19 protein-coding genes are annotated in these 20,960 nt (G+C 60.4%); 12 read left to right on the top strand and 7 right to left on the bottom strand.

Going from position 1 to position 20,960, the window contains the following annotated elements; genetic code table 11:
• From FJ404_16230 to FJ404_16205, 6 genes are all read left to right on the top strand, one after another.
• On the top strand, positions 1–546 hold a 546-nt coding region (locus FJ404_16230; protein MBM3824406.1), incomplete at its 5' end, for a (Fe-S)-binding protein.
• Positions 474–716, top strand: coding sequence for a hypothetical protein (locus FJ404_16225; protein ID MBM3824405.1), 243 nt, complete (start codon positions 474–476; stop codon positions 714–716). The genes FJ404_16230 and FJ404_16225, both read left to right, overlap by 73 nt.
• Before the next feature lie 23 nt (positions 717–739).
• The gene (locus FJ404_16220) at positions 740–2,362 is read left to right on the top strand and encodes an amino acid adenylation domain-containing protein (GenBank protein ID MBM3824404.1); all 1,623 of its coding nucleotides are present in this window, start codon (positions 740–742) and stop codon (positions 2,360–2,362) included.
• A 26-nt stretch (positions 2,363–2,388) separates the two neighbouring features.
• Positions 2,389–2,616 (top strand): acyl carrier protein, encoded by a 228-nt coding sequence (locus FJ404_16215; protein MBM3824403.1) that lies wholly within the window; start codon positions 2,389–2,391, stop codon positions 2,614–2,616.
• 13 nt (positions 2,617–2,629) lie between these two features.
• Entirely contained in the window at positions 2,630–3,301 is a 672-nt protein-coding gene (locus FJ404_16210; protein ID MBM3824402.1) for a hypothetical protein, read from the top strand.
• A gap of 28 nt (positions 3,302–3,329) precedes the next feature.
• The gene (locus FJ404_16205; GenBank protein MBM3824401.1) at positions 3,330–4,049 is read left to right on the top strand and encodes a CatB-related O-acetyltransferase; all 720 of its coding nucleotides are present in this window, start codon (positions 3,330–3,332) and stop codon (positions 4,047–4,049) included.
• 12 nt (positions 4,050–4,061) lie between these two features.
• On the opposite strand, the gene FJ404_16200 is transcribed toward FJ404_16205, so the two are convergent.
• Together FJ404_16200 and thiD are read right to left on the bottom strand one after the other, a co-directional pair.
• Positions 4,062–6,818 (bottom strand): hypothetical protein, encoded by a 2,757-nt coding sequence (locus tag FJ404_16200; protein MBM3824400.1) that lies wholly within the window; start codon positions 6,816–6,818, stop codon positions 4,062–4,064.
• Positions 6,719–7,516: a bifunctional hydroxymethylpyrimidine kinase/phosphomethylpyrimidine kinase gene (thiD, locus tag FJ404_16195; protein ID MBM3824399.1), complete on the bottom strand. Its 798-nt coding sequence runs from the start codon at positions 7,514–7,516 to the stop codon at positions 6,719–6,721. Before thiD ends, FJ404_16200 begins: the two co-directional genes overlap by 100 nt.
• A gap of 305 nt (positions 7,517–7,821) precedes the next feature.
• Here thiD and FJ404_16190 point away from each other — a divergent pair, with 305 nt between their 5' ends.
• Together FJ404_16190 and FJ404_16185 are read left to right on the top strand one after the other, a co-directional pair.
• Positions 7,822–8,721: a type II secretion system protein gene (locus FJ404_16190; protein MBM3824398.1), complete on the top strand. Its 900-nt coding sequence runs from the start codon at positions 7,822–7,824 to the stop codon at positions 8,719–8,721.
• Between the two features lie 42 nt (positions 8,722–8,763).
• A complete protein-coding gene (locus FJ404_16185; GenBank protein MBM3824397.1) occupies positions 8,764–9,120 on the top strand; it encodes a hypothetical protein in 357 nt (118 codons plus the stop codon).
• A 387-nt stretch (positions 9,121–9,507) separates the two neighbouring features.
• Here FJ404_16185 and FJ404_16180 read toward each other — a convergent pair whose 3' ends face one another.
• Complete coding sequence (locus tag FJ404_16180; GenBank protein MBM3824396.1) at positions 9,508–11,583, bottom strand: hypothetical protein; 2,076 nt, start codon at positions 11,581–11,583, stop codon at positions 9,508–9,510.
• A 737-nt stretch (positions 11,584–12,320) separates the two neighbouring features.
• Between FJ404_16180 and FJ404_16175 the strand changes: the two genes are divergently transcribed.
• Positions 12,321–12,956 carry a hypothetical protein gene (locus tag FJ404_16175; GenBank protein ID MBM3824395.1) on the top strand — a complete coding sequence of 212 codons (636 nt, stop codon included), beginning with the start codon at positions 12,321–12,323 and terminating at the stop codon, positions 12,954–12,956.
• Between the two features lie 29 nt (positions 12,957–12,985).
• Here the strand turns inward: FJ404_16175 and lipA are convergent, their stop codons facing one another.
• On the bottom strand, positions 12,986–13,879 hold the full coding sequence (gene lipA / locus FJ404_16170; protein ID MBM3824394.1) for a lipoyl synthase: 894 nt from the start codon (positions 13,877–13,879) through the stop codon (positions 12,986–12,988).
• Entirely contained in the window at positions 13,876–14,124 is a 249-nt protein-coding gene (locus FJ404_16165; GenBank protein ID MBM3824393.1) for a glutaredoxin family protein, read from the bottom strand. Before FJ404_16165 ends, lipA begins: the two co-directional genes overlap by 4 nt.
• Positions 14,125–14,181: 57 nt before the next feature.
• Between FJ404_16165 and lnt the strand changes: the two genes are divergently transcribed.
• The 3 genes from lnt (at position 14,182) to FJ404_16150 (ending at position 19,489) form a co-directional block, all read left to right on the top strand.
• A complete protein-coding gene (gene lnt, locus FJ404_16160; protein MBM3824392.1) occupies positions 14,182–16,179 on the top strand; it encodes an apolipoprotein N-acyltransferase in 1,998 nt (665 codons plus the stop codon).
• 249 nt (positions 16,180–16,428) lie between these two features.
• On the top strand, positions 16,429–16,860 hold the full coding sequence (locus FJ404_16155; protein MBM3824391.1) for a hypothetical protein: 432 nt from the start codon (positions 16,429–16,431) through the stop codon (positions 16,858–16,860).
• On the top strand, positions 16,751–19,489 hold the full coding sequence (locus FJ404_16150) for an insulinase family protein (protein MBM3824390.1): 2,739 nt from the start codon (positions 16,751–16,753) through the stop codon (positions 19,487–19,489). Before FJ404_16155 ends, FJ404_16150 begins: the two co-directional genes overlap by 110 nt.
• A 22-nt stretch (positions 19,490–19,511) precedes the next feature.
• On the opposite strand, the gene FJ404_16145 is transcribed toward FJ404_16150, so the two are convergent.
• Together FJ404_16145 and FJ404_16140 are read right to left on the bottom strand one after the other, a co-directional pair.
• Entirely contained in the window at positions 19,512–20,000 is a 489-nt protein-coding gene (locus tag FJ404_16145) for a hypothetical protein (protein ID MBM3824389.1), read from the bottom strand.
• A gap of 48 nt (positions 20,001–20,048) precedes the next feature.
• Positions 20,049–20,831 (bottom strand): type II secretion system protein, encoded by a 783-nt coding sequence (locus tag FJ404_16140; GenBank protein ID MBM3824388.1) that lies wholly within the window; start codon positions 20,829–20,831, stop codon positions 20,049–20,051.
• Positions 20,832–20,960 lie beyond the last annotated feature (129 nt).

Below are 20,960 nucleotides of genomic sequence, written 5' to 3'. Positions count from 1 at the left end.
CAAAAAGTGGCCCGCTCGGTGGTGCAACCTTTTCAACGGGCTAAACTCAATTTTGCAACCCTGGGGCAGAAAGAACGCTGCACCGGCGACCCGGCGCGAAGGCTCGGCGAAGAATTCCTCTACCAAGATTTGGCCGGCTCCAATGTCGCCACTTTGCAAGCGTCCAAAGTCCGCAAAATCGTTACCCCCTGCCCCCATTGTCTCAACACCCTGGCCCGCGAATACCCGGCGCTCGGAGGCCACTTCGAAGTCTTCCATCATTCGGAATTACTGGCTCAACTCGTGGACGAAGGACGGCTCAAACCCGCCGCTGCCTCCGCCGAGCGCGTCGCCCTTCACGACCCCTGTTATCTGGCCCGGGCGCATGACGATGTCCATTCCCTCCGGCGCGTGCTGGCTCCGCTCGGCCCCAACCTCAAGGAACTCCCTCGCCACGGAAAAAAACGTCGTGCTGCGGCGCCGGCGGGGGACGCATGTATTTCGACGAACCGCCCGCCAAACGGGTCTCCAAAGGCCGCGCCAACGAGGTCCTTCAAGCGGGCGTGAAAACCCTCGCCACCGGCTGCCCGTTCTGCCTCAACATGATGACCGACGCTCTGGGTTCTTCCTCCTCTGACGACGCCGTGCAGGTGCGCGATGTGTCTGAGATTCTCCTCGAAGCCCAGGAACCGTCGAGCCTCGAACCCGCCGTTCCTTCCGGATCAAGCCCGACCTGATTTCTCCGATAAACGCCTATACCATGGAATATCTGCTCCACCACGTTCTCAGCCGCTCCGCCGCCGCCCATCCGGATCGAGAAGCCGTCCGCATGGACAACCAGTCGCTCACTTACAAGGAGCTCGACCGGGTCACCAATCAGGTCGCGAGCCAACTTCTGGCCCTCGGGGTGCGCCGGGGTGACCGAGTCGGAATCTACGTCCACAAATCACCCGCCTCCGTCATCGCCGTGTTCGGCATCATGAAAGCCGGCGCCGCCTATGTGCCGCTCGATCCCAACGCCCCGGCCAAACGCCTGGCCTACATCACCCGGGACTGCGGCATTCAAATCGTCATCACCTCCGCCGCCAAAGTCTCCGCTCTGGACGAATTCCTCACCGAAGGAACCGCGCTCACAAAAGCCGTGCTGCTCGACGACGCTTCCGACGGCGGCTCCGTTCAAGTGCCCGGCCTGGACATCATCCCTTCTGCCAGCGTCCGGCAACAACCGGAAAGCCCGCCAGCCGCCGAGGAGATGGTCGATGCCGATCTCGCCTACATCCTCTATACTTCTGGATCCACCGGCGTTCCCAAGGGCGTCATGATCGCGCACCGCACCATTCTCACCTTCGTGCGCTGGAGCGTGGATGAATTCAAAATGACTCCCGAGGACCGTGTCACCAGCCACGCGCCCTTGCACTTTGACCTCTCGACATTCGACCTCTACGCCACCCTTCACGCCGGCGGCGCCATCATCCTGCTCACGGAAACGCTTTCCTCCCTGCCGGTCAAACTCGCGGACGTCCTGCAAAACGAGCGAGTGACGATCACCTACATGGTGCCCTCCATCCTGTCGCTCATGTCCATGTATGGAAAATTGGACGGACACCAGTTCCCCCACCTGCGCCACGTCCTGTTCGCCGGTGAAGTTTTTCCCGTCAAATATCTGCGCAAACTGGCCGCCGCCCTCCCTCCAGGCGTCCGCTACTACAATCTCTACGGCCCCACCGAAACGAACGTCTACACGTATTACGAAGTTCAACCTTCGGACCTTGCCGCCGACCGCACCCAACCGGTGCCGATCGGACGGGCCTGCGGCAATATGGAAGTGTTCGCCCTCGACGACCAGGGCGCCCTGATTCGCGAACCGGGCAAGGAAGGCGAACTCTGCGCCCGCGGGTCGTGCGTGGCCCAAGGATACTGGGGCGACCGCGAGAAATCGGCCAAATCCTTCGTGCAAAACCCGCTCAACCCTCTCTATCCCGACATCATTTATCGGACCGGCGACGTGGTCACCCTTGCGGCCGACCGGATCAACTGGCTCTACGTCGGAAGACGCGATCATATGATCAAGAGCCGCGGCTATCGCGTGGAATTGGGCGAGATCGAAACCGCTCTCTACAAGCACGACCAAGTGAAGGAAGCCGCCGCCGTGGCCATCCCGGATGAACTGCTCGGAAGTTGCATCCGCTGCTTCGTGGTCCTCGCCGAAGGCTCCGCCACCACCGCGAAGGAACTCGAAGGGTTCTGCGCCAAAACCCTCCCGAAATACATGGTCCCGGAAAAGATCGAACTCCGCGGCGAATTGCCCAAAACTTCCAGCGGCAAGGTCGATCGCCCGAATCTGCTTTCCCTCGCCACAACGAAAACCGCCGCCACCGCGTAATTTCAATTCATCGAAACGACTCTGCTATGAACACCCAAGCTGAAATCGAAAAATTCATCCTCGAAGACCTGCTCTCGGGCTCCCGTGACAGCCTGGACCCCAACGAACCGCTCTTCAGCAACGGCACCCTCGATTCCCTAGGAACCCTCCGCCTCATCACGTTCCTCGAGGAAAAGTTCGGCCTCCAAATCAAGGATGGCGAACTCGGCGATGACAACTTCGCCTCCGTCGAACGAAAACTCAAAGAAGGCTGACCCAAAACCCGCCATGTCCGCCCCCTTTCCGCGTCAGGAAGGCCGGTTGTCGAGCCTTGCCGGATCCGCTCTGGCCCTGTACCGCGCCTCCCGCCACCCAGGCGTGCGCAATTTCGTCCGCAAAACCATCCTGCGCTTCGAAGGGGGCCCGGTCTATTCGCACACCATCCGGCAAATTTACCGCGAATTCCACGGCGTCGATGTCGGCCTTTACACCATCGGTCCCTGTGATGTTCCCCCAGGCGGACTCGATCCAGGCACCCGCGTCGGACGTTACTCCTCCATCTACTACACGGTCCGAGCCATCACCTCCCAGGATCCTTCGGCGACTCTTTCCGCCGATCGACTCTTTCCACCTGAAGCCCTCGGACAGCGGGCCGATCCCCACTATGGCACCCTGACGATCGGCAGCGACGTATGGATGGGACATGATGTCATCCTCCTTCCTACCGTCCGGTCTGTTGGAGACGGGGTCGTGGTCGGCGCCGGCTCGGTCGTTCACGCCGATATCCCCCCCTACGCCGTCGTCACCGGCAACCCGGCCCGGGTGGTTCGATTCCGCTTCTCGGAGAAAAAGATCCAGGAACTTCTCGAATCCAAATGGTGGCTGAAAAGCATCGAGGAATTGGAACCCGAAATGGAAAAACACCGGCAACCCCAGGAAGGCACCGCGACCGTGCGCTGAACGATCATCCGCCTGACTTGAGTCTGCCATGGACCGTAGTTTTCAAATCTCCCCCGATGAATCGAATGTCACAGCATTGGATGCTGAACAGTCCTTTCAATCACCCCTCAGCGACACGATTCTGAAACTGTATCGCCGATTCAACACGGAAAAGGTCCGCGCACCCCTCCGCCGTTGGATCGTCATCAAAATCGAGCAGGGGCCCGCGCGGTCCGGGACGATTCGCCACATTTTTAAACGTTTCCACCGCGTCAGCGTCGGACTCTTCACCGCCGGGCCGGTCCTACTGAAGCCGACCGCCTACCATCCGAACACCGTGATCGGGCGCTACACGCACATCGCGCCCAGTGTGCGGACGTTTACGCGCAATCACCCGATGAACATTCTTTCCACCCACGGATTTTTCTACAATCCGGTCCTGGGCAAAGTGAAAGAAGAGATCGTCAACTTCAATACGTTGCGCATCGGACACGGGGTCCACATCGGCCACAACGTCATCATCGTGCCCTCGACGCAAAGAATCGGCGAAGGCGCCATCATCGCCCCGGGCTCGGTTGTGTATTTCGATGTCCCACCCTACGCCATCGTTTCAGGTTACCCCGCCACCGTGAAGGGTTACCGTTTCCCAAAACCGCAAATTCAAAGCCTGCTGTCCTCAGAATGGTGGAAACTAACCCCAAGGGAACTTGAACCCCGGCAGCGCGAGATCATCCAAAACGCTGCCACTCCGGAATTCGTATCACAGTAACCGGCTTTCGCCTCAGAGGCGCCGGATCAGGTAAGAACCCATTCCGGATCCCCCGGGCACCGAAAACCACTCGGTCTCGGGGAAACGTCCGTTCACGTTCGTCAACGACTGGAACGGCCCCTCCACGCCGGTTGCCGCCCGCACCTCGTAAAGGACGCGTCCAAGCCCCGGCCAACTCAACCGCAACACACCGGGTTTCCATTCCGCCACCGCAACCTGGAATTCAAACTCCGGCCGCGTGGGATCGCTCCCCATCGCCTGCTCCCTGGCCTCGTTGAACCCGTCCCCATCAAAATCTCCCGTCAAAGTCTGGCCCAGATTCCCGAAATACTGCCGCTCCCAACGGTCGTCCAAAGCGTCCCCGTCCGTATCCTCCATCGCCACCCCGCGGATCCTCAACTTCACCCAACGCAACAACCCCGCGCTGCCCGCCGCCTCGTCCGTCACTTCCACCTTCCATGTCCCCGCCGATGGCTCGTAGAAATGATGGGTGGACAAATAGGTCCATTCCGACGGGCCCGGGTTTTCATCCGAATTGATCCGTTGCAGCACGCTTCGCGTGCCGGACGGTGAAACCAGCGTCACCCTCAGATCGCCTCTTCGCGGATGCTCCGCGTCCATCGTCACCAGGATATGCTCGCAGGAAAGTTTCTCTTCGATCGACAACGCCACCACGGCGGGTTCGGTCGAAAGTCTCGCCTCGGCCTTTCCACCCGCCGCCAGAAAATCGCTCAAACCGCGCCCGTGACGCTGCCCGATGAACACCAGCGGAATGCGCGTGAAATCGACACCGGCCATCAAAACCCGCCGGTCCCCATCCCGATTGTTGTAAATGACCGCGAAAGACGCACCCGCGTTCGCCCCATGCTCCGCCTTTTCTGCAAACGTGTTTTCCCCCCGCATCATCAGCACCGCTTTGCCTCCTAGGTCCTTCAAGATCGGCACCCGCGCAACCCCCGCGTCTTCCAAGGGCAGTCGCAACGTCGCCTCGTCCGGATGCAACCATCCGCCCGGTGTCGCCGGAATGCTCGCCAATGTTTCAGGAACCGCCGGGCCGCTGACCTCCAACCGCAGCGCGTCGTCCGGAATCTCCATCTCCAAGACCTTCTCCGCCGAAACTTCGGCTACGGGCGGACGATTCCGCCATCGTTTCGCCAGCCTCACCGCCTCTCCCGCGTCCGGCACACCAAACCCCGTGCTGTGACTCACCCGCAGCCCCGCGCCGTTCCCATGCACATCGGGATCCAGCCGGTCGGTCTGCCGCGAGGACAACAGCAGAATCTGCTGCACATCCCGATAGGCAAGATTGGGATTGGCCGACAACATCAACGCCGCCACCCCCGCAATTTGGGGAGAGGCCCCGGATGTTCCGCTGAATCCGCTCCCGTCGAACGCGTAATCCGCCAAATCGTTCGTGAACGCGTTGTTGTTGTAACCCACCACTCCCGAGCGATCCGTAGTGAACAGATTGGGCTGGCCGCCGGTCCGATCACCGCTCGGCGCCGCGACCAGCACATTGGCCCCGGGCGTGCTGTAAGTCGCCACCCGGCTGTCGAAACGCACGGCCCCAACGGTCACCACCCAAGGGGACGTCGCGTAACCATCATCATTCGAATTCAAGCCATCATCCCTTCCGTTGCCCCCTGCCCGGACTATGACGACGCCCTTCCCCGAGCGGCCAAAATGAACCGCGTTCGAGACTCCAATTTGTTCCAATGCGGACGGTCCCAGTTGATTGATGCCAGAGTTCGCCCAGCTATGGTTCTGCACGAAGACCCGGTTGGAATACGATTGAAACATGTTCATCAACACCTCGTCCTCGACCAGCCCGTCCGCCTGCGGGGTGAAAATGACCCAGCTTGCCAATCGAGCTCCAGGAGCCACCCCGCTCACCCCTCGCTTGTTGCCTCCCACTGCCGCCGCCAATCCCGCAACCGCCGTCCCATGCGCATGTAGCGGGGAGCGATGATTGCCATCCTCTTCCCGGGTCACAAAATTGAAATGAGGCGAGCCCGTGGCGTTCGCCGCCAGATCGGGGTGATCCAAATCCATGCCATCGTCCGCCACCGCGATCAAAACCCCGTCCCCGCGGGTCACCGGCCACGCCGCCCGAACATTGAGATCAGGCCCCACCGAGGCCCCCGTCTCCGCGTCGCGATTCTCCAAATGCCACTGCCGGTGAAAATAAGTGTCGTTCGGCGCCGGGCCGAAAACCCCTGTCTTCCTCACCATCTTGCGCTGAACCGGGACACTCAAAGCCACTGCCGGATCGCTCGCCAGAGCATCTGCCAGCACCACCGCCGTCCCGGCATCGGCCGCCTCGACGAGATAATGCCGCACCGCCACCGTTCGAATCACGCGCAAGGGTCGGCCTGCCAAAACTACCTCCAAATCGGCCCACTCACGCAATCCGAGACTGATTCTCCGCCCAAACCAAATCTGCCGCTCGGAAACAGACCCCAATGGCCGGGCGGGAATCCAGTCGCCGCTTCCTCCCGGAACAAGCGGCGAAGGCATTCCTTCAACACCAACCCAATAACGTTGTTCGCGAGGTTCCCTGAATTGATACTCCGCAGCCCCCACGTGCAGTGCCGTTCCAGTGAGCCCGTAAAAGAGCATCAAACGCAATAAGTTGAAGCCGCAGTTCATCAGGAGTTCCAAAACCTGTCTCATGGATTGAGAATCCAATGCTCCCCCGCCCTCACGCTGTTCCGGATGGATCGCGTGACGATTTCTTTCGCCGCCCTCACGGCGGCCAGCAAACTCCATCCCTTCGCCAAATGCGCTGTAATCGCCGCCGAATACGTGCAACCGGTGCCGTGCGTGCTCACTCCCTTCACAAACGGAGCCGCCAACAACCATTCCTGCCGGCCATCATAAAACACGTCGATGGCCTCCCGCATGCCCCGCAAATGCCCGCCTTTCGCCAGGACCGCGCACCCCCATCGTTGATGGAGAGTTTTCGCAGCCAGCCGAAGGTCCTCCGGCGTGTGGATTCTTGTCTCCGCCAAAATCTCCGCTTCGTCCAAGTTGGGCGTCATCAGCGCCGCCTGGGGGAGCAATAATCGGACCATTACCCGGATGGCTTCCGGCTTGAGCAATCGAGCGCCACTCGTCGCTACCATCACCGGATCCACCACCAGCGGAATCCCCTTCAGCACCCCGCTCTGCACCTCGCCCGCCACGATTCGGATCAGCCGCTCCGAATACAACATGCCCGTCTTGACCGCGGATGGCGCAAACTCACGGCGCACCGCCTCAATCTGAAGCTTCAAGAGTGGTCCGGAAATCGGCTCCACCGCCATGACCTCGCGCGGATTCTGCGCGGTCACACAGGTCAAGGCACTGAGCCCATGGACCCCCACCGTCGCAAAGACCTTCAAATCCGCCTGCACACCGGCTCCACCGCCGCTATCGGACCCGGCGATCGTCAGCGCAGCGGGGATGTGCACAGCGGAACGAAGCATGAATTTCTTGCACCATGCGGCGGATCCCGCAACGCCGTCCAGCCTGAACCTGCTGTGCCCAGCAGTTCTCACTTTGACTGATCAAGGTAGGGCGCGCACTCCGCTGCGCGCCGAAACCGGGTGTTTCCAAAGGCGGCGCGCACGGAGTGACGCGCCCTACCCACCAAATGAGAACGGCTGTGCTGTGCCTGCAAACGTCATCGGCTGAGGGGGGGGAATTCCGATTGACACCACCCGTCTTCCGAACATATTCCTTAGGCAACCCGAACCCAATTCAGGTCCATAATCTCCGAATTCATCCAACTATGAGAAAGCCATCCGCCCTCCTGGGCTCCTCAACCGCGCGTCCCCAGGGCGCCGCCTTCACTTTGATCGAGCTGCTCGTCGTGATCGCGATCATCGCCATTCTCGCAGGCATGCTGCTCCCCGCCCTCTCCAGAGCCAAAGACAGGGCGCAGCTCACCATCGACCTCAATAACGTCAAACAAATCCTTCTGGCGAATCACATGTACGCCTCCGATAACGGGGACTACAACGCCCACCCAACATGGGGCGGTGATCTCAGCGGCCCCGACGGGTGGTGCTACGCCACCGCCAATCGCGGGCGCATCCCGGGAGGAGCCGCCGCCCCCGGGTCAGCTGCCGGCCAGGATGAAACAGGCAGAGCCTTCAGCAACCAGTTGGCATTTTTCAAGATCAGTCAGCTCGGACCTTTCATCAGCGAACAGAAAACTCTGTGGTGCCCAAAAGATGTCGCCACGCGCGGTTCCGGCGACTTGAAGCGCCTCTGGATTGGTCGGCCCGTCAAATTGACCTCCTACTGCTGGAACGGCACCATCGGTGGTTACACCGGAACCAAAGGCCAGCAGCCGACCCCCGATGGCAAGACATTTAAAGTCAGCGATTTCCTCGCCACCGACTGGCAACTCTGGGAGCAAAATGAAAGTGATCCGTTCTTCTTCAACGACGCCGGCAATAATCCGGAATCGATCGGCGAAACGCTCTCCCTGCGTCATTCCAATGCTCCGAAATGGTGGAAGATTGCGCCCGGCCAACTGGCTGGGGCACGTAACCTGTCCGGAGGAGCGGTTGTGGGCGCCTTCGGCGGCCACGCAAATTTCATCAAATGGAATGTTTGCGCAGACCTCGTCTCCCGCCGGCTGCCGGCCCCGAACGCTATTCTCAACGGACCGCGCTACCGTTAACATTTTGCCGGCCTTTTCCCGGTTGGAACTCTAAACAAGCTCATGTCACGGACGACCATCACCCAACAGCTAGCCTTCAGCATTCTGATGGTCATTGTGGCCATGGCGCTGACCGTGGGTTGCGGGAAGAAGCCCGTAACAGGTGGAAAAGCGGGTGCCCTGACGGATTCCACCCTTCCTGGAGCTGAAGAAGTGATTAAAGCGGCCACGGCGAAGGATTACCCCAAGGCGATGCAGCTTTGGGCGGATCTGCGGGCCAAGGTCACCGATAATGAGCAGGCGGGTCAATTCACGATTCTCACCTCCGAGCTCAAATTCAAGTTGCTCGAAGCGCCTCAGTCTGATGCAAAAGCCCAAGAAGCTCTAGGCTTGCTCCGAGCGACCACGATTGGCCGGTAGTCAACGATTCGATTCAAGCGCCCGCCGGACTCCGGCGGGCGTTTTTTTTTGCTTCCTTCCCTATTCCACGCTCACGGACCCAATGCTCCGATCCCGAGATTTCTGTCCCTGAGTCATCTCGGGTCACGAGGTTGCCAACTACACCAGCGCACGGATTCGCAAGTTGTCGGGGCGCGCCGTTCACGGCGCTTCCGCTCGCGCCAATCAGGCAACTGACGCAACAATTGATCAACGCCCGCTCCTGCCGGCAAAGCGAAAGTGAGCAGGCCAAGTCTGTCGCGAAGTCCTGATCCGATTGAGCCGATTTGTTCCAGTCGCGGAACAAGTATGAGATTTCCGGGCTAACACGGTCCATCTCGTTCCTCCCATCCAAAGATTCCCCCCAACTCACTCCCGCAACCGGACGTCCCGCTCGTTCCTTCGGCGCACCAGTCCATCCATCGACTCCCGGACTTGATTGGTGCTCCCTGTCATCAGCGTCGCCCCCGGCGCGACACCTCTTGCACTTTTTCCTGCCTCCCACTGCTCCAGCACCCAGGGCAAAGCTGAGGAACGTTCCGGGCTTTCTCGGCTGAATTCGTACTCCTTGGGAATCCATTGGGCTCCAATCCGGCGCAACGACCGCTCCGCCACACACCGAACCGCGGCATAAGAATCGTCCAACATCTGCCCCAATACCGGCACCATCCAGTCACCTCCGCTCGCCTTTCGAGCCGGTTCCCAGCCCAAATGCCACGCCCATAACACCCGCTGCCCGGCATCCCCGGAAAGTGCAGTGCGAACGGAATCTGCCACCGTCCGTTCCTCCCCGCTCAATTCAGGTTTGCGCTGTCCATACCACCGCTCCAGATGCTCAGCCGTCCATTCCAGCGTCTTGTCCAGATGGCACAAATTGCAGGCATTCGGACGCCCCGTCGCCTTCGACACCGTCACACTCGGACTGCTCACTTGATGACTGCGGATCGCTTTCAAAACTCCGTAGCTCGTATGAGGCATGTGGCAGTCGTAACACTGGCTGCCCGAGGATCCCGCGCGGTGGCGCGTGTGCGCCACCAGCGCCTCCTCCGCCCCGAATTTCGGATGACACTGCAAACAGGCCCGCTGGTCCGTCCGATGGCGCGCCAACTGTGAAGCGGGCTCACTGTCATGCATGGAATGGCAGGACATGCATGAAAACTGGCCTGACTTGTAGCATGGCGACTCGATCAATCCATTGTAGTCACGGCCACTGACGCGCACCATGCCGTCCGGCCAGAAGAAATCCGCGAGCAGCTCCGGATTGCGCTCCAGCACGCGTTTCAACCAGGGCTGGCGATCGATTTCCTTGGGACGAATGATCGGCGTCGTAGCTTCCAGATCGTCTCCCGGGCGGTAGGGGAATTCCCGCACCGGCCATCCGGTGGCGCTCTCCCACCACTTCATGGAATGACAGTTTCCGCAGATTTGTGAGGCGCGAACCGGACTCAACTTCTCAGGATTGATGATGTGGGGTTCCGCCACCGGCCCGGTCAGCCCCGCTTTGGCGCGTTCTCGAAACAAATGCGAATGCTTTTCCCCAGGGCCATGGCAAGCCTCGCAACTGATGCCCAACTCCTCCACTTGCGTCTTCCATCGCCTCGCCCCGCGATCCAAGTTCGGCTGCGGAGCCGTGCTGTGGCAGCGAGCGCACACCTGGTTCCACGTCTCCGAACGATGCTGAGCATGGGGCGGACGGATAAACGTTGAATTCCGGGGAACCCACTTCTTTTCCGGAATCAACCAGGTGAAGGGAAAACCAACCTGGCATTGAGCCTCCTCGTCACCCACCCAAAAAACCTGCATGTGATGGGACCCCGTTACCAACCCGATGGGAAACTCGGCCGAGGCCTCTCCCGTGGCTTGAATCCCCGGCGCGCCGATTCTCGCCATGCGCACCCAGAATTCATGGGTCTTCTGAAATAACGTGAACCGAACCCCGTTGTTGGTCAGCGACACGTTGTTGAAGTCCGCCTTGATGGACTCCCGCGACGGCAGTTGGGTCATGGTGCGGTGATAACTCCGATGCCAGCTGGAGTGTTGGTCCCGGTGACATTCCCGGCAATCCGCGGATCCCACGTAATGCGGAACCTGCCCGAGCTTCGGCAAAGCTGACCCTCCCGGAATCTCCCCGCCCGCCCCTTGGCCCGCCATCACGGAAAACACCTGGAAAACACACAAGGCGAACAGGAAATCCCGAATGAGGCCCCGCGGGTTCATTTCCATCGTCCTTGGTCTTACAACTCTTTGTTGGCGAAGAAGCTGTCCTCCAGGAGTTTTTGGTACTTCTTCAGTTTGCCCACCTTGACAAAAGGAGGCAGGAAATGAACAGCCCAGGGCGGGCGAATTTGCATGCGATCCAGGGCGTCGAACAAGGCGGTAACGCCTTCGATGCCGTAGCCGGCATTCAACGAATTCACCGTGCCGGCCTTGACCGCTGCCTGCCATTCAGCCTCCGTCAGAAACTGGTTGATCGAAACAGGCTTGCTCTGCACGTCCGTCAATTGTTCCGCATATTTTTGGTAATGACCGAGATAATGGTGCGAAAGATGGATGGCCATGATCATCCCCACCATCTGGCTGAAGTTGCTTTCCTGCTCGTTCATCATCGCATCCGTCCAAAACTTCGGGTCCGTGATCCGCGGAATCTGAGGCAGTTGCATTTCTCCGGATTCCTTCGCCAGCACCTGAACGTAGCGGTCGAAAAAACCTCGCTCTGCTTTGTCCGCCGCTTTCGCGTGCGCCAGATTGTTCACCAAATCGATGAAGCCCACAGAGACGAACACCAGACGCATCGGCCGGGGAAGGTCGGCATCCTTGTATTCCTCCAGCCTGATGTAGGGCGACACATCGGTTTCCAGGCTCGCCGGCCTGAAATGCAACTGGTCCCGATATTGCGGTTTTACCACCTTGAACAGGGTGACTCCCATCGCGTTGATGGAACTGAACCCGCCCCGTCGGTACGTCGGCATATCCGGATTGGTCGGCTGCGACCACAGCAGCGCAGGCCACAGCAACAGCCATGAGATCGATACCAGCCAACCAAACAAGCTTGGACGATGAGTGAACGAGGATGGTCGCATCATGAAGTCCAACTAGCCTTTAACGCCCGCAACCACTTCAGGTCAATGCAACTTGCTCGCACCCGCTTGCTATTTCTGCGTCTGCACCTAGTCTAAAGGCCCATGACCTTAGCGGCCCTTACCGCTCGCCGGGCGAATATCGACGACCTTCCCGCCCTCAAGACCCTCTGGACACAACATGGCATCGAGGCGTCCGAAGCTGAGCGGCAAATCACTGAATTCCAAGTGGCTTTCGATGAACGCCAAATCCTCGCCGGCTGCGCCGCCGTCCGCGTCTCCGGCCAAAATGCCTTGATCCACAGCGAAGCCTATGCCCAGCCGGAGTCCGCCGGACTCGTTCGTGCCACCCTCTGGCCTCGTGTCCAATCCCTCGCCCGGAATCTCGGACTCTTCCGGCTTTGGATTCGAAGCCCGGACGAGTTTTGGAAATCGAATGGGTTTGGCGATCCCACCGAAATGGCTCGAAAAAAGTGGCCTGAAGAATGGGGGCCGCAAACGCCTCCCCTCGCGTGCCTGGTGCTGCGCGAGGAATCCTTGGAGCTCATCTCCATCGAAAAGGAATTCGAGCTATTTCAACAAGCTCAGAAGGAAAGCACCGAGAAAGTATTCCGCCAAGCTCGCTTCGCGAAGGCATTCGCCCTCCTCGTGCTCGCCGTCGGCGTGGCGGTGGTGGTTATTTTTCTAGGCCGCACCTTCACGCGCACTCCGGTGTTCCGATCCCTTTTCCGAGGCCGTTGACCCGCCCTCTCCGTCCGCCGACAGCCTTCTCAGCCCCGCCGGGAAGGAATCTGAAACTCAGCCGCGTGGTAGGAACTCCGGACCAGTGGCCCGCTGGCCACGTGCAGAAACCCCAGCGACCGCGCCTCCTCCGCCCAGCGCGCGAATTCTGCGGGCTCCACGAATCGTGAGACCGGCAGGTGGGCAGGCGTCGGCTGCAAATACTGCCCCAGGGTGACAAGGTCACAACCCGATCCTCGAAGGTCCAGGAGCGCTTGCCGCACTTCCTCCTCCGTCTCCCCCAAACCGAGCATCAGCCCGGACTTCGTGTAGAGGGTTCCGCGACCCATCGCTTTGGCCTTGCGCAACACCTCCAGCGACCGGTCATAAACGGCGCGCGATCGCACGCCCGGCGTGAGACGCTTCACCGTTTCCAAATTATGGTTGAACACTTCCGGACGCGCTTCCAACACCATTTGAATGGACGCGTCTCGATTATTGAAATCGGGCACCAAGACCTCGATGACGATGCCCGGATTCAAGTCCCGCACGCATTCGATGGTTCGGCGGAAATGTCCCGCTCCACCGTCGGCCAGATCATCACGGGCCACCGCGGTAATCACCACATGCTTCAAACCCATCCGCCTTGTCGCCTCCGCCACCCGCCCGGGTTCGTCCCCATCCAACGGCAGCGGTTTTGCGGTGGCCACGGCGCAAAACCCGCAGGCCCGGGTGCAACGATCGCCGGCGATCATGAACGTGGCCGTCCCCTGGCTCCAACACTCCCAATGGTTTGGGCACTTCGCGCTCTCGCACACGGTGTGCAACTTGAGCTCGTCCAGGAGCGACCGGGTCCGCGCGTAGGTGTTCGACGTGGGCAGCGGCAATCTTAGCCAGGCCGGCAAGCGCGGTCGAACCTCGCCCGTGGGAACAGTGGAATTCACGCGCTTTCCTTTTCAAGCGTCTTCCAGAACGCCGCCAGCTCCTTGGCCCCAAAATCCGCCAGGATCTTCCCATCCACGTCAATCACCGGGGCCAGGGTTTGACCTGAAATGGCCTCCATTTCTCGAAAGGCTTCCGCATCCGACGTGACATCAAGGGTCTCGTAACGAATTCCGTGTGCGTCAAGCCACTGCACGGCCTGGATGCACCAAGGGCACCACGGCTTGACGAAAAGTCGAATGTTCATCGCTCCAATCTGCCCAAGACCCACCGCTCCGCAAGTTTTTCAAGCAACCCTGGGACGATGCTTTCGCAGGTTGCAGGGCCGAATGAGGGGAATCCCGGAGCTCGGCCGTGTTCAAGGAGCCAGCCGCAGCCTCGTCGCCTGGCACAAGCGCGCCACGCCTCCGCCTCATTCAGATTGAAGCCGGGATGCTGGCCGCCCCAGGATCAATCCCATGACGAACCGATGCGCATGGAAGAATCCCATTCCATAAACGCCTCAAATCATCCGGAACCCGCCGGAGGTCCGGCAGTCAAGCACCGGGATCCCTGGAAACCCTTCAGGCAAGGTTGGCCTTGGAGACGGATCACTTGCTTGATCCTTGCGGGCGTGGCGCTCGGATTGGCATTTCCTTTGCCGGGCTGGTTTGCGTTGGCGTGGCTGGCCCCCGGAGGGATCCTGCTGGCCGGACTGGGAACGCGAGGACGCGCAGCATGGCTGCACGGCTGGCTGGCAGGATTCGCCTTCGCACTCTTCGCGCTTCGCTGGCTGCTGAACATCCCTTTCCCTGCCGGAGCCCTCGCCGGTTGGATCGCTCTGTCGGCTTACGTGGGGTCTTACGTGGGAGTCTGGAACTGGTTTTGCCAGGAAACCCTCGCCCGCTGTCTGACTTCACCCGCCTCGAGCCTGCCTTCGGAAGGAGAAGATCTTTCGATGAATCCAGGTCTGCCTTCCGTAGCCTCAATCTGGAACAACACCCCATGGGGCCGACGCTCCAGTTGGATCCTGGGATGCGCCGTCTGCTGGGTCGCAGGAGAATGGTTGATGGCGCGGCTGTTCACAGGTTTTCCCTGGCTTCCAGTGGGCATGTCCCAATTGTCCTTGTTGCCACTCGTGCAGCTCGGATCCCTCGGCGGGCCTTACCTTGTCTCGTTCTTCGTGGTTTGGAGTTCCATCGCACTCCTGGGCGCCGGATTGAGCATTGCCGGGATTGCCAGGGCACCCGTTTCGTCCCCGCTCACCCACCCCCGGCCAACGATCCTCGGTCCGGGTCCATCCCTCTTCTCCCGGCCGGCGGGCTGGCTGGCGGATCTGGCGTTGCCGGGAATGGCCCTCGTGCTGGCGTTTGCCTGGGGCTGGATGCGCATCCAGCACTATCCGAAGTCAGAGCGAACGGTCAAAGTGGCCTTGATTCAGCCCAGCATTCCTCAATTGCTGATTTGGGATCGAAAGGAGGACGGACCTCGCTTTCAGAAGATGATCGAGCTTTCGCGGCTGGCCCTGGCCGCACGTCCGGATGTATTGGTGTGGCCGGAAGCCGCCCTGCCCTCCTTCAGTCAGGAGCATTTTGAAACCATGACCCGGATGGCGGCGGAGGCTCGAGTTTGGATGGTCTTTGGGGCCGACGATGCCGAACCCGTTCCCGGGAATCCCGGACGCGAGGCCTACCGATACTACAACGCGGCGTTCTTGCTCGATCGCTCCGGGAGTGTGCTGGCTTCCTACCGCAAGCGACGGCTGGTGATCTTTGGCGAGTACGTTCCGCTTGCCCAGTGGCTCCCATTCTTGAACTGGCTGACGCCGATCGGTACAGGATTCGAACCTGGACGTAGGCCGGGCCATTTCACGATGCCCGATCTTTCGGTGCGAATGTCGATGTCGATTTGTTTCGAGGATGTGTTCCCTCATTCCACGCGCGCGGCCGTGGAAGAGGAGACCGACTGGATCCTCAACCTGACGAACAACGGTTGGTTCGGGGAAAGTTCGGCCCAATGGCAGCATGCCATGAACGCAGCCTTTCGAGCCTTGGAAAACGGGCGTCCCGTCATCAGGGCCACCAACAACGGACTCACCTGTTGGATCGACCCCCTGGGCCGAATGCACGAGGTCCAGGCGGGTTCCCCGAAAGATGTTTATGGACCTGGCTTTAAAATCGCGGAAGTGGGCGTGTGGCCCGGGAAATCCCGCTCGTCCACGGGCTTCCGTCGCTGGGGAGATCTGTGGGGGGGGCTGTGCGTTGGGATGACCGCGCTGCAGGCGATGCCGCTGCTGAGGCCACGAAGAAATCGAAGAAATTGATTGTCGGCAAGGCGGATTTGCGGCAGACCGTGCCGTGCAACCAAGGCGAGTCCCAGCGTGATCAACCAGCACGCCTCGCCATCGGCCATGAATCGTTTAACTCGACAAGAACAAACCGTGCTGGCCGTGGCCCTGTTCCTGCTGGCAGCGGGTTGGTGCGTCAAGTCATGGCTCGCGATGCAACCCCAGCCTTCCCCGCCTTCCCCCGCCGTGACGGCGCGCGCCGACTGATCCGTTTCCACCGTTCTCATGCAAACCCCGAGCTTTGACGAAGTATTGGAGAAAATCCTGGAACAGGATCCGCGTTTTCACCGGGACGCCTACCATTTCATTCGCGAAGCGCTGGATCACACGCAGAAGATGATGAACCGGTCCGAAAAGGACGTGGTCCGCCACGTCACCGGGCAGGAGTTGCTGGCGGGCATCCGCGACTTTGCCCTCAAGCAATACGGTCCGATGACGAAAACGTTGCTCGAGGCCTGGGGGGTGACCCGCTGCGCGGATTTCGGCGATCTCGTCTTCAACATGGTGGAGAGCAATCTGCTGGCCAAGACCGAAACCGACAGCAGGGATGATTTCAAAGAAGGCTACGATTTCGATGAGGCCTTCCGGCGCCCGTTTCTGCCCCGCGCAAGCCGCCAGCCCGCCAGCCCGGATTCCGGCGCCGTCTCCAAGGCTTGATGATTTCCCGCCGCGCTCCGATTCCCATGTTTCACCCAAGGCCGGCCCGTGCCTTGGCCGTCCTCTCGCTTCGTCTATGACTTTGACATCCACCACCGAAGGCCTTCCTCCCGCCACGACGTTCACCACTCTCCCCAACGGGCTCACGATCATCGTGCGCGAAGACTCCACCGCGCCGGTCGTCAGCGCCCAAGCCTGGTGCCGGACGGGCAGCATTCACGAAGGACGCTGGCTGGGAGCCGGCCTCTCCCACGTGTTGGAGCACATGTTGTTCAAGGGCACAGCCCGCCGCGAAGGAGCCCATATCAGCCAGGAAGTGCAGGACGCCGGCGGCTACATGAACGCCTATACCAGCTTCGACCGGACGGTCTATTGGATCAATGCGCCGGACACGGGCAAGCGCGTCGCGATCGATGTACTCTGCGACATCATGCAGCACGCCACGCTTCCCGCCGATACGCTGGCCCAAGAACTGGATGTCATCCGCCGGGAAATGGAAATGGGGCAGGACGATCCGGGAACCCGCTCGATCCGTCGTTTGTTTGAGACCGCTTATACCCGCAGCCCCTATCGCCACACCGTGATCGGGTATTTGGACATCTTCAACGAGTTGAAACCGGAGGATATCCGGAGTTACTACGAGCATCGCTACGCGCCCAACAACGTGTTTTTCGTCGTGGCCGGCGACGTGAAGGCGGCGGAAGTAATCGAACAAATCGCCGAGGCCTATTCCAAAACGAAGGCGCGGCCCGTCGACCCCATCCCCTTCGTGCACGAACCCAAACAGGTGGGCGCCCGCCATTGTTACGAGGAAGCCAAGATCGAACTCGGACACATCCATTGGAGCTGGCACATCCCCGATGTCAGGGACCCGGAGATTCCCGCGTTGCAAACGCTCTCCATGCTGCTGGGACACGGACGCAGCTCACGCCTGTTTCAAAACGTGCGCGAAAAAAAAGCGGTCGTAAATTCCATCGACGCCTGGATGTACAATCCCGGCAATCCAGGCTTGTTCGGAATCAGCGCGATGCTGGAACCCGCGAAACTTGCCGAGGCGCGCGACGCCATTGCCGCGGAAGTGGACCGCCTCCGCCAACACCCCGTGGACCCTTCGGAACTGGCCAAGGCGGTGAAACAATGCGTCACCGCATCGCTGGCGACGAGAAAAACGATGGAGGGCCAGGCGCAGGAATTAGGCGGCAACTGGCTCGCGGCGGGAGACCTGAATTTTACCACCCGCTACGTCGAGGCCGTGCGGCGGTTGACGCCTCAGGACCTTCAGCAAGCCGCCGGCCGGCATTTGACCGAGGACAACCGCACGATTTACGGCTTGCTGCCCTCGGGCACTCGAGTGCAGACCTCCACGACCCAGGCGTCCTCGGAAGAGGGTGCCATTCAGCTCCACCGGCTGCCCAACGGCCTGCGCGTGCTCATCAAGGAAAGCAGGAAGCTTCCCTTCGTGGAATTCCGACTCGCCACCCTCGGCGGCGTCCTGGCCGAAACGGAAGCGCGCAATGGAGCCGGCTATTTGCTCGGACGCATGATGATGCAGGGCACGACTCGGCGCAGCGCCGAACAACTGGCCCGGGAGATCGAGTCCTTGAGCGGCTCCCTCGACACCTATGCCGGCAACAACAGTTTTGGAGCCACCGCCGAATTTCTCGGTGAAGACTTCGACAAAGGCATCGATTTTCTGTCGGACGTCCTCCTCCATCCGGCCTACCCCGCCGATGCATTGGAAAGGGAACGGACGAATCAAATCGCCGAAATCCGTTCCATGCAGGATCAACTGCTGCACGTCGGACTGCATACCCTGGCGCGGAAAATGTTCGGACGTTCGGGCTACGGACTGCAATTGCACGGCGAGGAAGCCAGCGTCGCTCAACTCGCCGTGGAGGACCTCAAAGCCGCCCACCACAGCATGCTTTCCCCGGATCGTGCCGTTCTGGCGGTCTTTGGAAACGTGAACACGGATCAGGTTTTGGAAAAGGTTCGCGAATCGCTCGGAGCATGGAATCCTGCCTCCGGCGTGTCGCTGGAGGCGATGCGAAGATTCGCTCCCGATCCCTCGGCGGGCGGCGCCGAGATCGTGGAGCAACGCGAAAAGGAACAGGCGGTGGTGTTGATGGGCTTCCCGGGAACCTGCGTGGATCGCGCCGACCGTCACGCCGTCGATTTGCTCCAGGAATCGTGCAGCGACATGGGGTCACGCTTGTTTCTCCGCGTGAGAGACCAGCTCGGATTGGCCTATTACCTCGGCGCCTTCAGTTTTGTCGGCATCTCCCCGGGCTTCTTTGCCTTCTACGCGGGCACCGCGGCCGAGCACGCAAGCCGGGTCGTCGAGGAATTCCAGAAGGAAGTCCGCTTGCTGCGTCAGGACGGATTGACGGATGACGAACTGCGCAGGGCCAAGAATAAAATATTGGGCCAGCGCAAGATTGGGCGGCAGGATCTCGGGGTTCAGGCGATGAATCACGCCTTGGACGAGCTCTACGGACTGGGTTACCGGCACGCGGACGGGGAGGATGCCCGGTTCGAATCAGTCACTCGCGAGGCCATCATCCAGGCGGCGCGGAGATACCTGGCCCCCGAACAAGCCGTGGTGGTGAAGATCCTGCCCAAAAAATAGAAGACTTCGCTTTCGCGCGATTCTAGGTCGGACGCACCCGGGTGAGCATCTTCGTCAGCCACGCGTCAGCCTCCTCATGACTGGCAAACCGATACACGCCACGAGGGATCCCGGGAGGACGGAACGCTCGTTGCCAGTCGCGCGCATCCGCCCGCGTGTACGCCGTGCTGTCCCGCAGACCCGTCGGAGGACCTCGCCGGCCGACGGTCTTGCCGATCTGTTCCTCCAGGTTGACGAGCGGTTTCATTCGCTGGCCTGGAAGCTGGCCACACTCCATGTTGAGCGCAAGCCGCTGAGTATCATGGTCAGCAAGTCTCGTTTTGGGGAGCGCGGCTGGGTCGGAGACCCACCGCTCCGCGCGGACCGGTCGGACGACTCCAGACTCTTCGACGTGCAGCGGCGGGTCGAAGGACGACCCAGCCGCGCTCACGCCCGGCGTCCGGGCAACCTCGCTCACCGGCCAGACACGGAACACGTGCAGATCGGAGATTTGAAATGAAGCGTCGCTCACCGGCTGCTTCACGCCGGGCCACTCGCAGGAGATGATTCTCTTCCCCGCTCAATTTGTCTTTGTCGCAACGATCGACTGGAGCTGCTTTAGGTCGGAGTTATTGGCTGTGCGGATGGAGTTGATGACCTTGATCGAAAGCGTGCGCGGATCGCGCCATTTCAACCCATCGGCGTGACCGTCAGCAAAGGAGAAGTTGCACCCGCGATTGTGCCACATGGCGGGGAGGTTCATCCAGATGTCGCCTTCCGGTGCAAATCCGTAATGGCCGTCGTCGATGCTATTTTGATGCTCGTCGAGTAGGACAAAGGCCCGCGAGGGCGGCGGCGAGGCGATCTCAGAAGTCTTTAAATTCACTTTGTAACCTCGCTGACTGAAGAAAACGAGTCCGACATCAACACCGTTCATATAGCCGTTCATCGCGTAACTGCGGACGCGCAGGTGCTTCTTTCCGCCAAGGGTGGAGCGTCCCAGGTCGCTCGGACAACGATAGATCGCGGTGGAAGCATTGTAGGGGAATAGCGTGCCTTTCTCGATCAATGTGCGGTTGGTCGAATCGAGGTGGTTGTCTTGCATGTAACCCAGAATCCAGGAGCGGGAGCCAGGTCCCACGTTCGGATCGTTCGAGACAATTTTATCCTGATGGTCATCAGCGTACATCGTCCAACAAAGCTGCAGTTGCTTCAAATTGCTCAGACAGACGGTCTGGTGGCTCTTGAGCTTCGCCTTGCTCAACGCCGGCAGCAGCATTCCGGCCAGGATAGCGATGATGGCAATGACCACGAGCAATTCGATGAGCGTGAACCCCGAAGGCGATCGACGAACTCTAGTCATGTGATCCTTCTAAGGTTTGAACTCGATCCTGGCAATACTTCTTCGATGCGGAATCCTCCGCCGCCCGGCGGCTGATACGTCTGATTGCCTGCCCCGTCGCGGCCGCCCCAATCCAACCACCTTTGCTCC

This window comes from Verrucomicrobiota bacterium, from assembly GCA_016871495.1.
Taxonomy (GTDB): domain Bacteria; phylum Verrucomicrobiota; class Verrucomicrobiia; order Limisphaerales; family VHDF01; genus VHDF01.
Note: the sequence above shows the minus strand (reverse complement) of the source record. Positions and strands in the feature narration are given on the sequence as shown.

What these genes read in the sequence shown, in the direction of transcription:
- FJ404_16225 (MBM3824405.1), top strand. Translation starts at nt 474, where the DNA reads ATGTATTTCGACGAACCGCCCGCCAAACGGGTCTCCAAAGGCCGCGCC.
- FJ404_16220 (MBM3824404.1), top strand. Translation starts at nt 740, where the DNA reads ATGGAATATCTGCTCCACCACGTTCTCAGCCGCTCCGCCGCCGCCCAT.
- FJ404_16215 (MBM3824403.1), top strand. Translation starts at nt 2,389, where the DNA reads ATGAACACCCAAGCTGAAATCGAAAAATTCATCCTCGAAGACCTGCTC.
- FJ404_16210 (MBM3824402.1), top strand. Translation starts at nt 2,630, where the DNA reads ATGTCCGCCCCCTTTCCGCGTCAGGAAGGCCGGTTGTCGAGCCTTGCC.
- FJ404_16205 (MBM3824401.1), top strand. Translation starts at nt 3,330, where the DNA reads ATGGACCGTAGTTTTCAAATCTCCCCCGATGAATCGAATGTCACAGCA.
- FJ404_16200 (MBM3824400.1), bottom strand. Translation starts at nt 6,818, where the DNA reads ATGGAGTTTGCTGGCCGCCGTGAGGGCGGCGAAAGAAATCGTCACGCG.
- thiD (MBM3824399.1), bottom strand. Translation starts at nt 7,516, where the DNA reads ATGCTTCGTTCCGCTGTGCACATCCCCGCTGCGCTGACGATCGCCGGG.
- FJ404_16190 (MBM3824398.1), top strand. Translation starts at nt 7,822, where the DNA reads ATGAGAAAGCCATCCGCCCTCCTGGGCTCCTCAACCGCGCGTCCCCAG.
- FJ404_16185 (MBM3824397.1), top strand. Translation starts at nt 8,764, where the DNA reads ATGTCACGGACGACCATCACCCAACAGCTAGCCTTCAGCATTCTGATG.
- FJ404_16180 (MBM3824396.1), bottom strand. Translation starts at nt 11,583, where the DNA reads ATGGCAGGCAGCGGTCAAGGCCGGCACGGTGAATTCGTTGAATGCCGG.
- FJ404_16175 (MBM3824395.1), top strand. Translation starts at nt 12,321, where the DNA reads ATGACCTTAGCGGCCCTTACCGCTCGCCGGGCGAATATCGACGACCTT.
- FJ404_16165 (MBM3824393.1), bottom strand. Translation starts at nt 14,124, where the DNA reads ATGAACATTCGACTTTTCGTCAAGCCGTGGTGCCCTTGGTGCATCCAG.
- lnt (MBM3824392.1), top strand. Translation starts at nt 14,182, where the DNA reads ATGCTTTCGCAGGTTGCAGGGCCGAATGAGGGGAATCCCGGAGCTCGG.
- FJ404_16155 (MBM3824391.1), top strand. Translation starts at nt 16,429, where the DNA reads ATGCAAACCCCGAGCTTTGACGAAGTATTGGAGAAAATCCTGGAACAG.
- FJ404_16150 (MBM3824390.1), top strand. Translation starts at nt 16,751, where the DNA reads ATGATTTCAAAGAAGGCTACGATTTCGATGAGGCCTTCCGGCGCCCGT.
- FJ404_16140 (MBM3824388.1), bottom strand. Translation starts at nt 20,831, where the DNA reads ATGACTAGAGTTCGTCGATCGCCTTCGGGGTTCACGCTCATCGAATTG.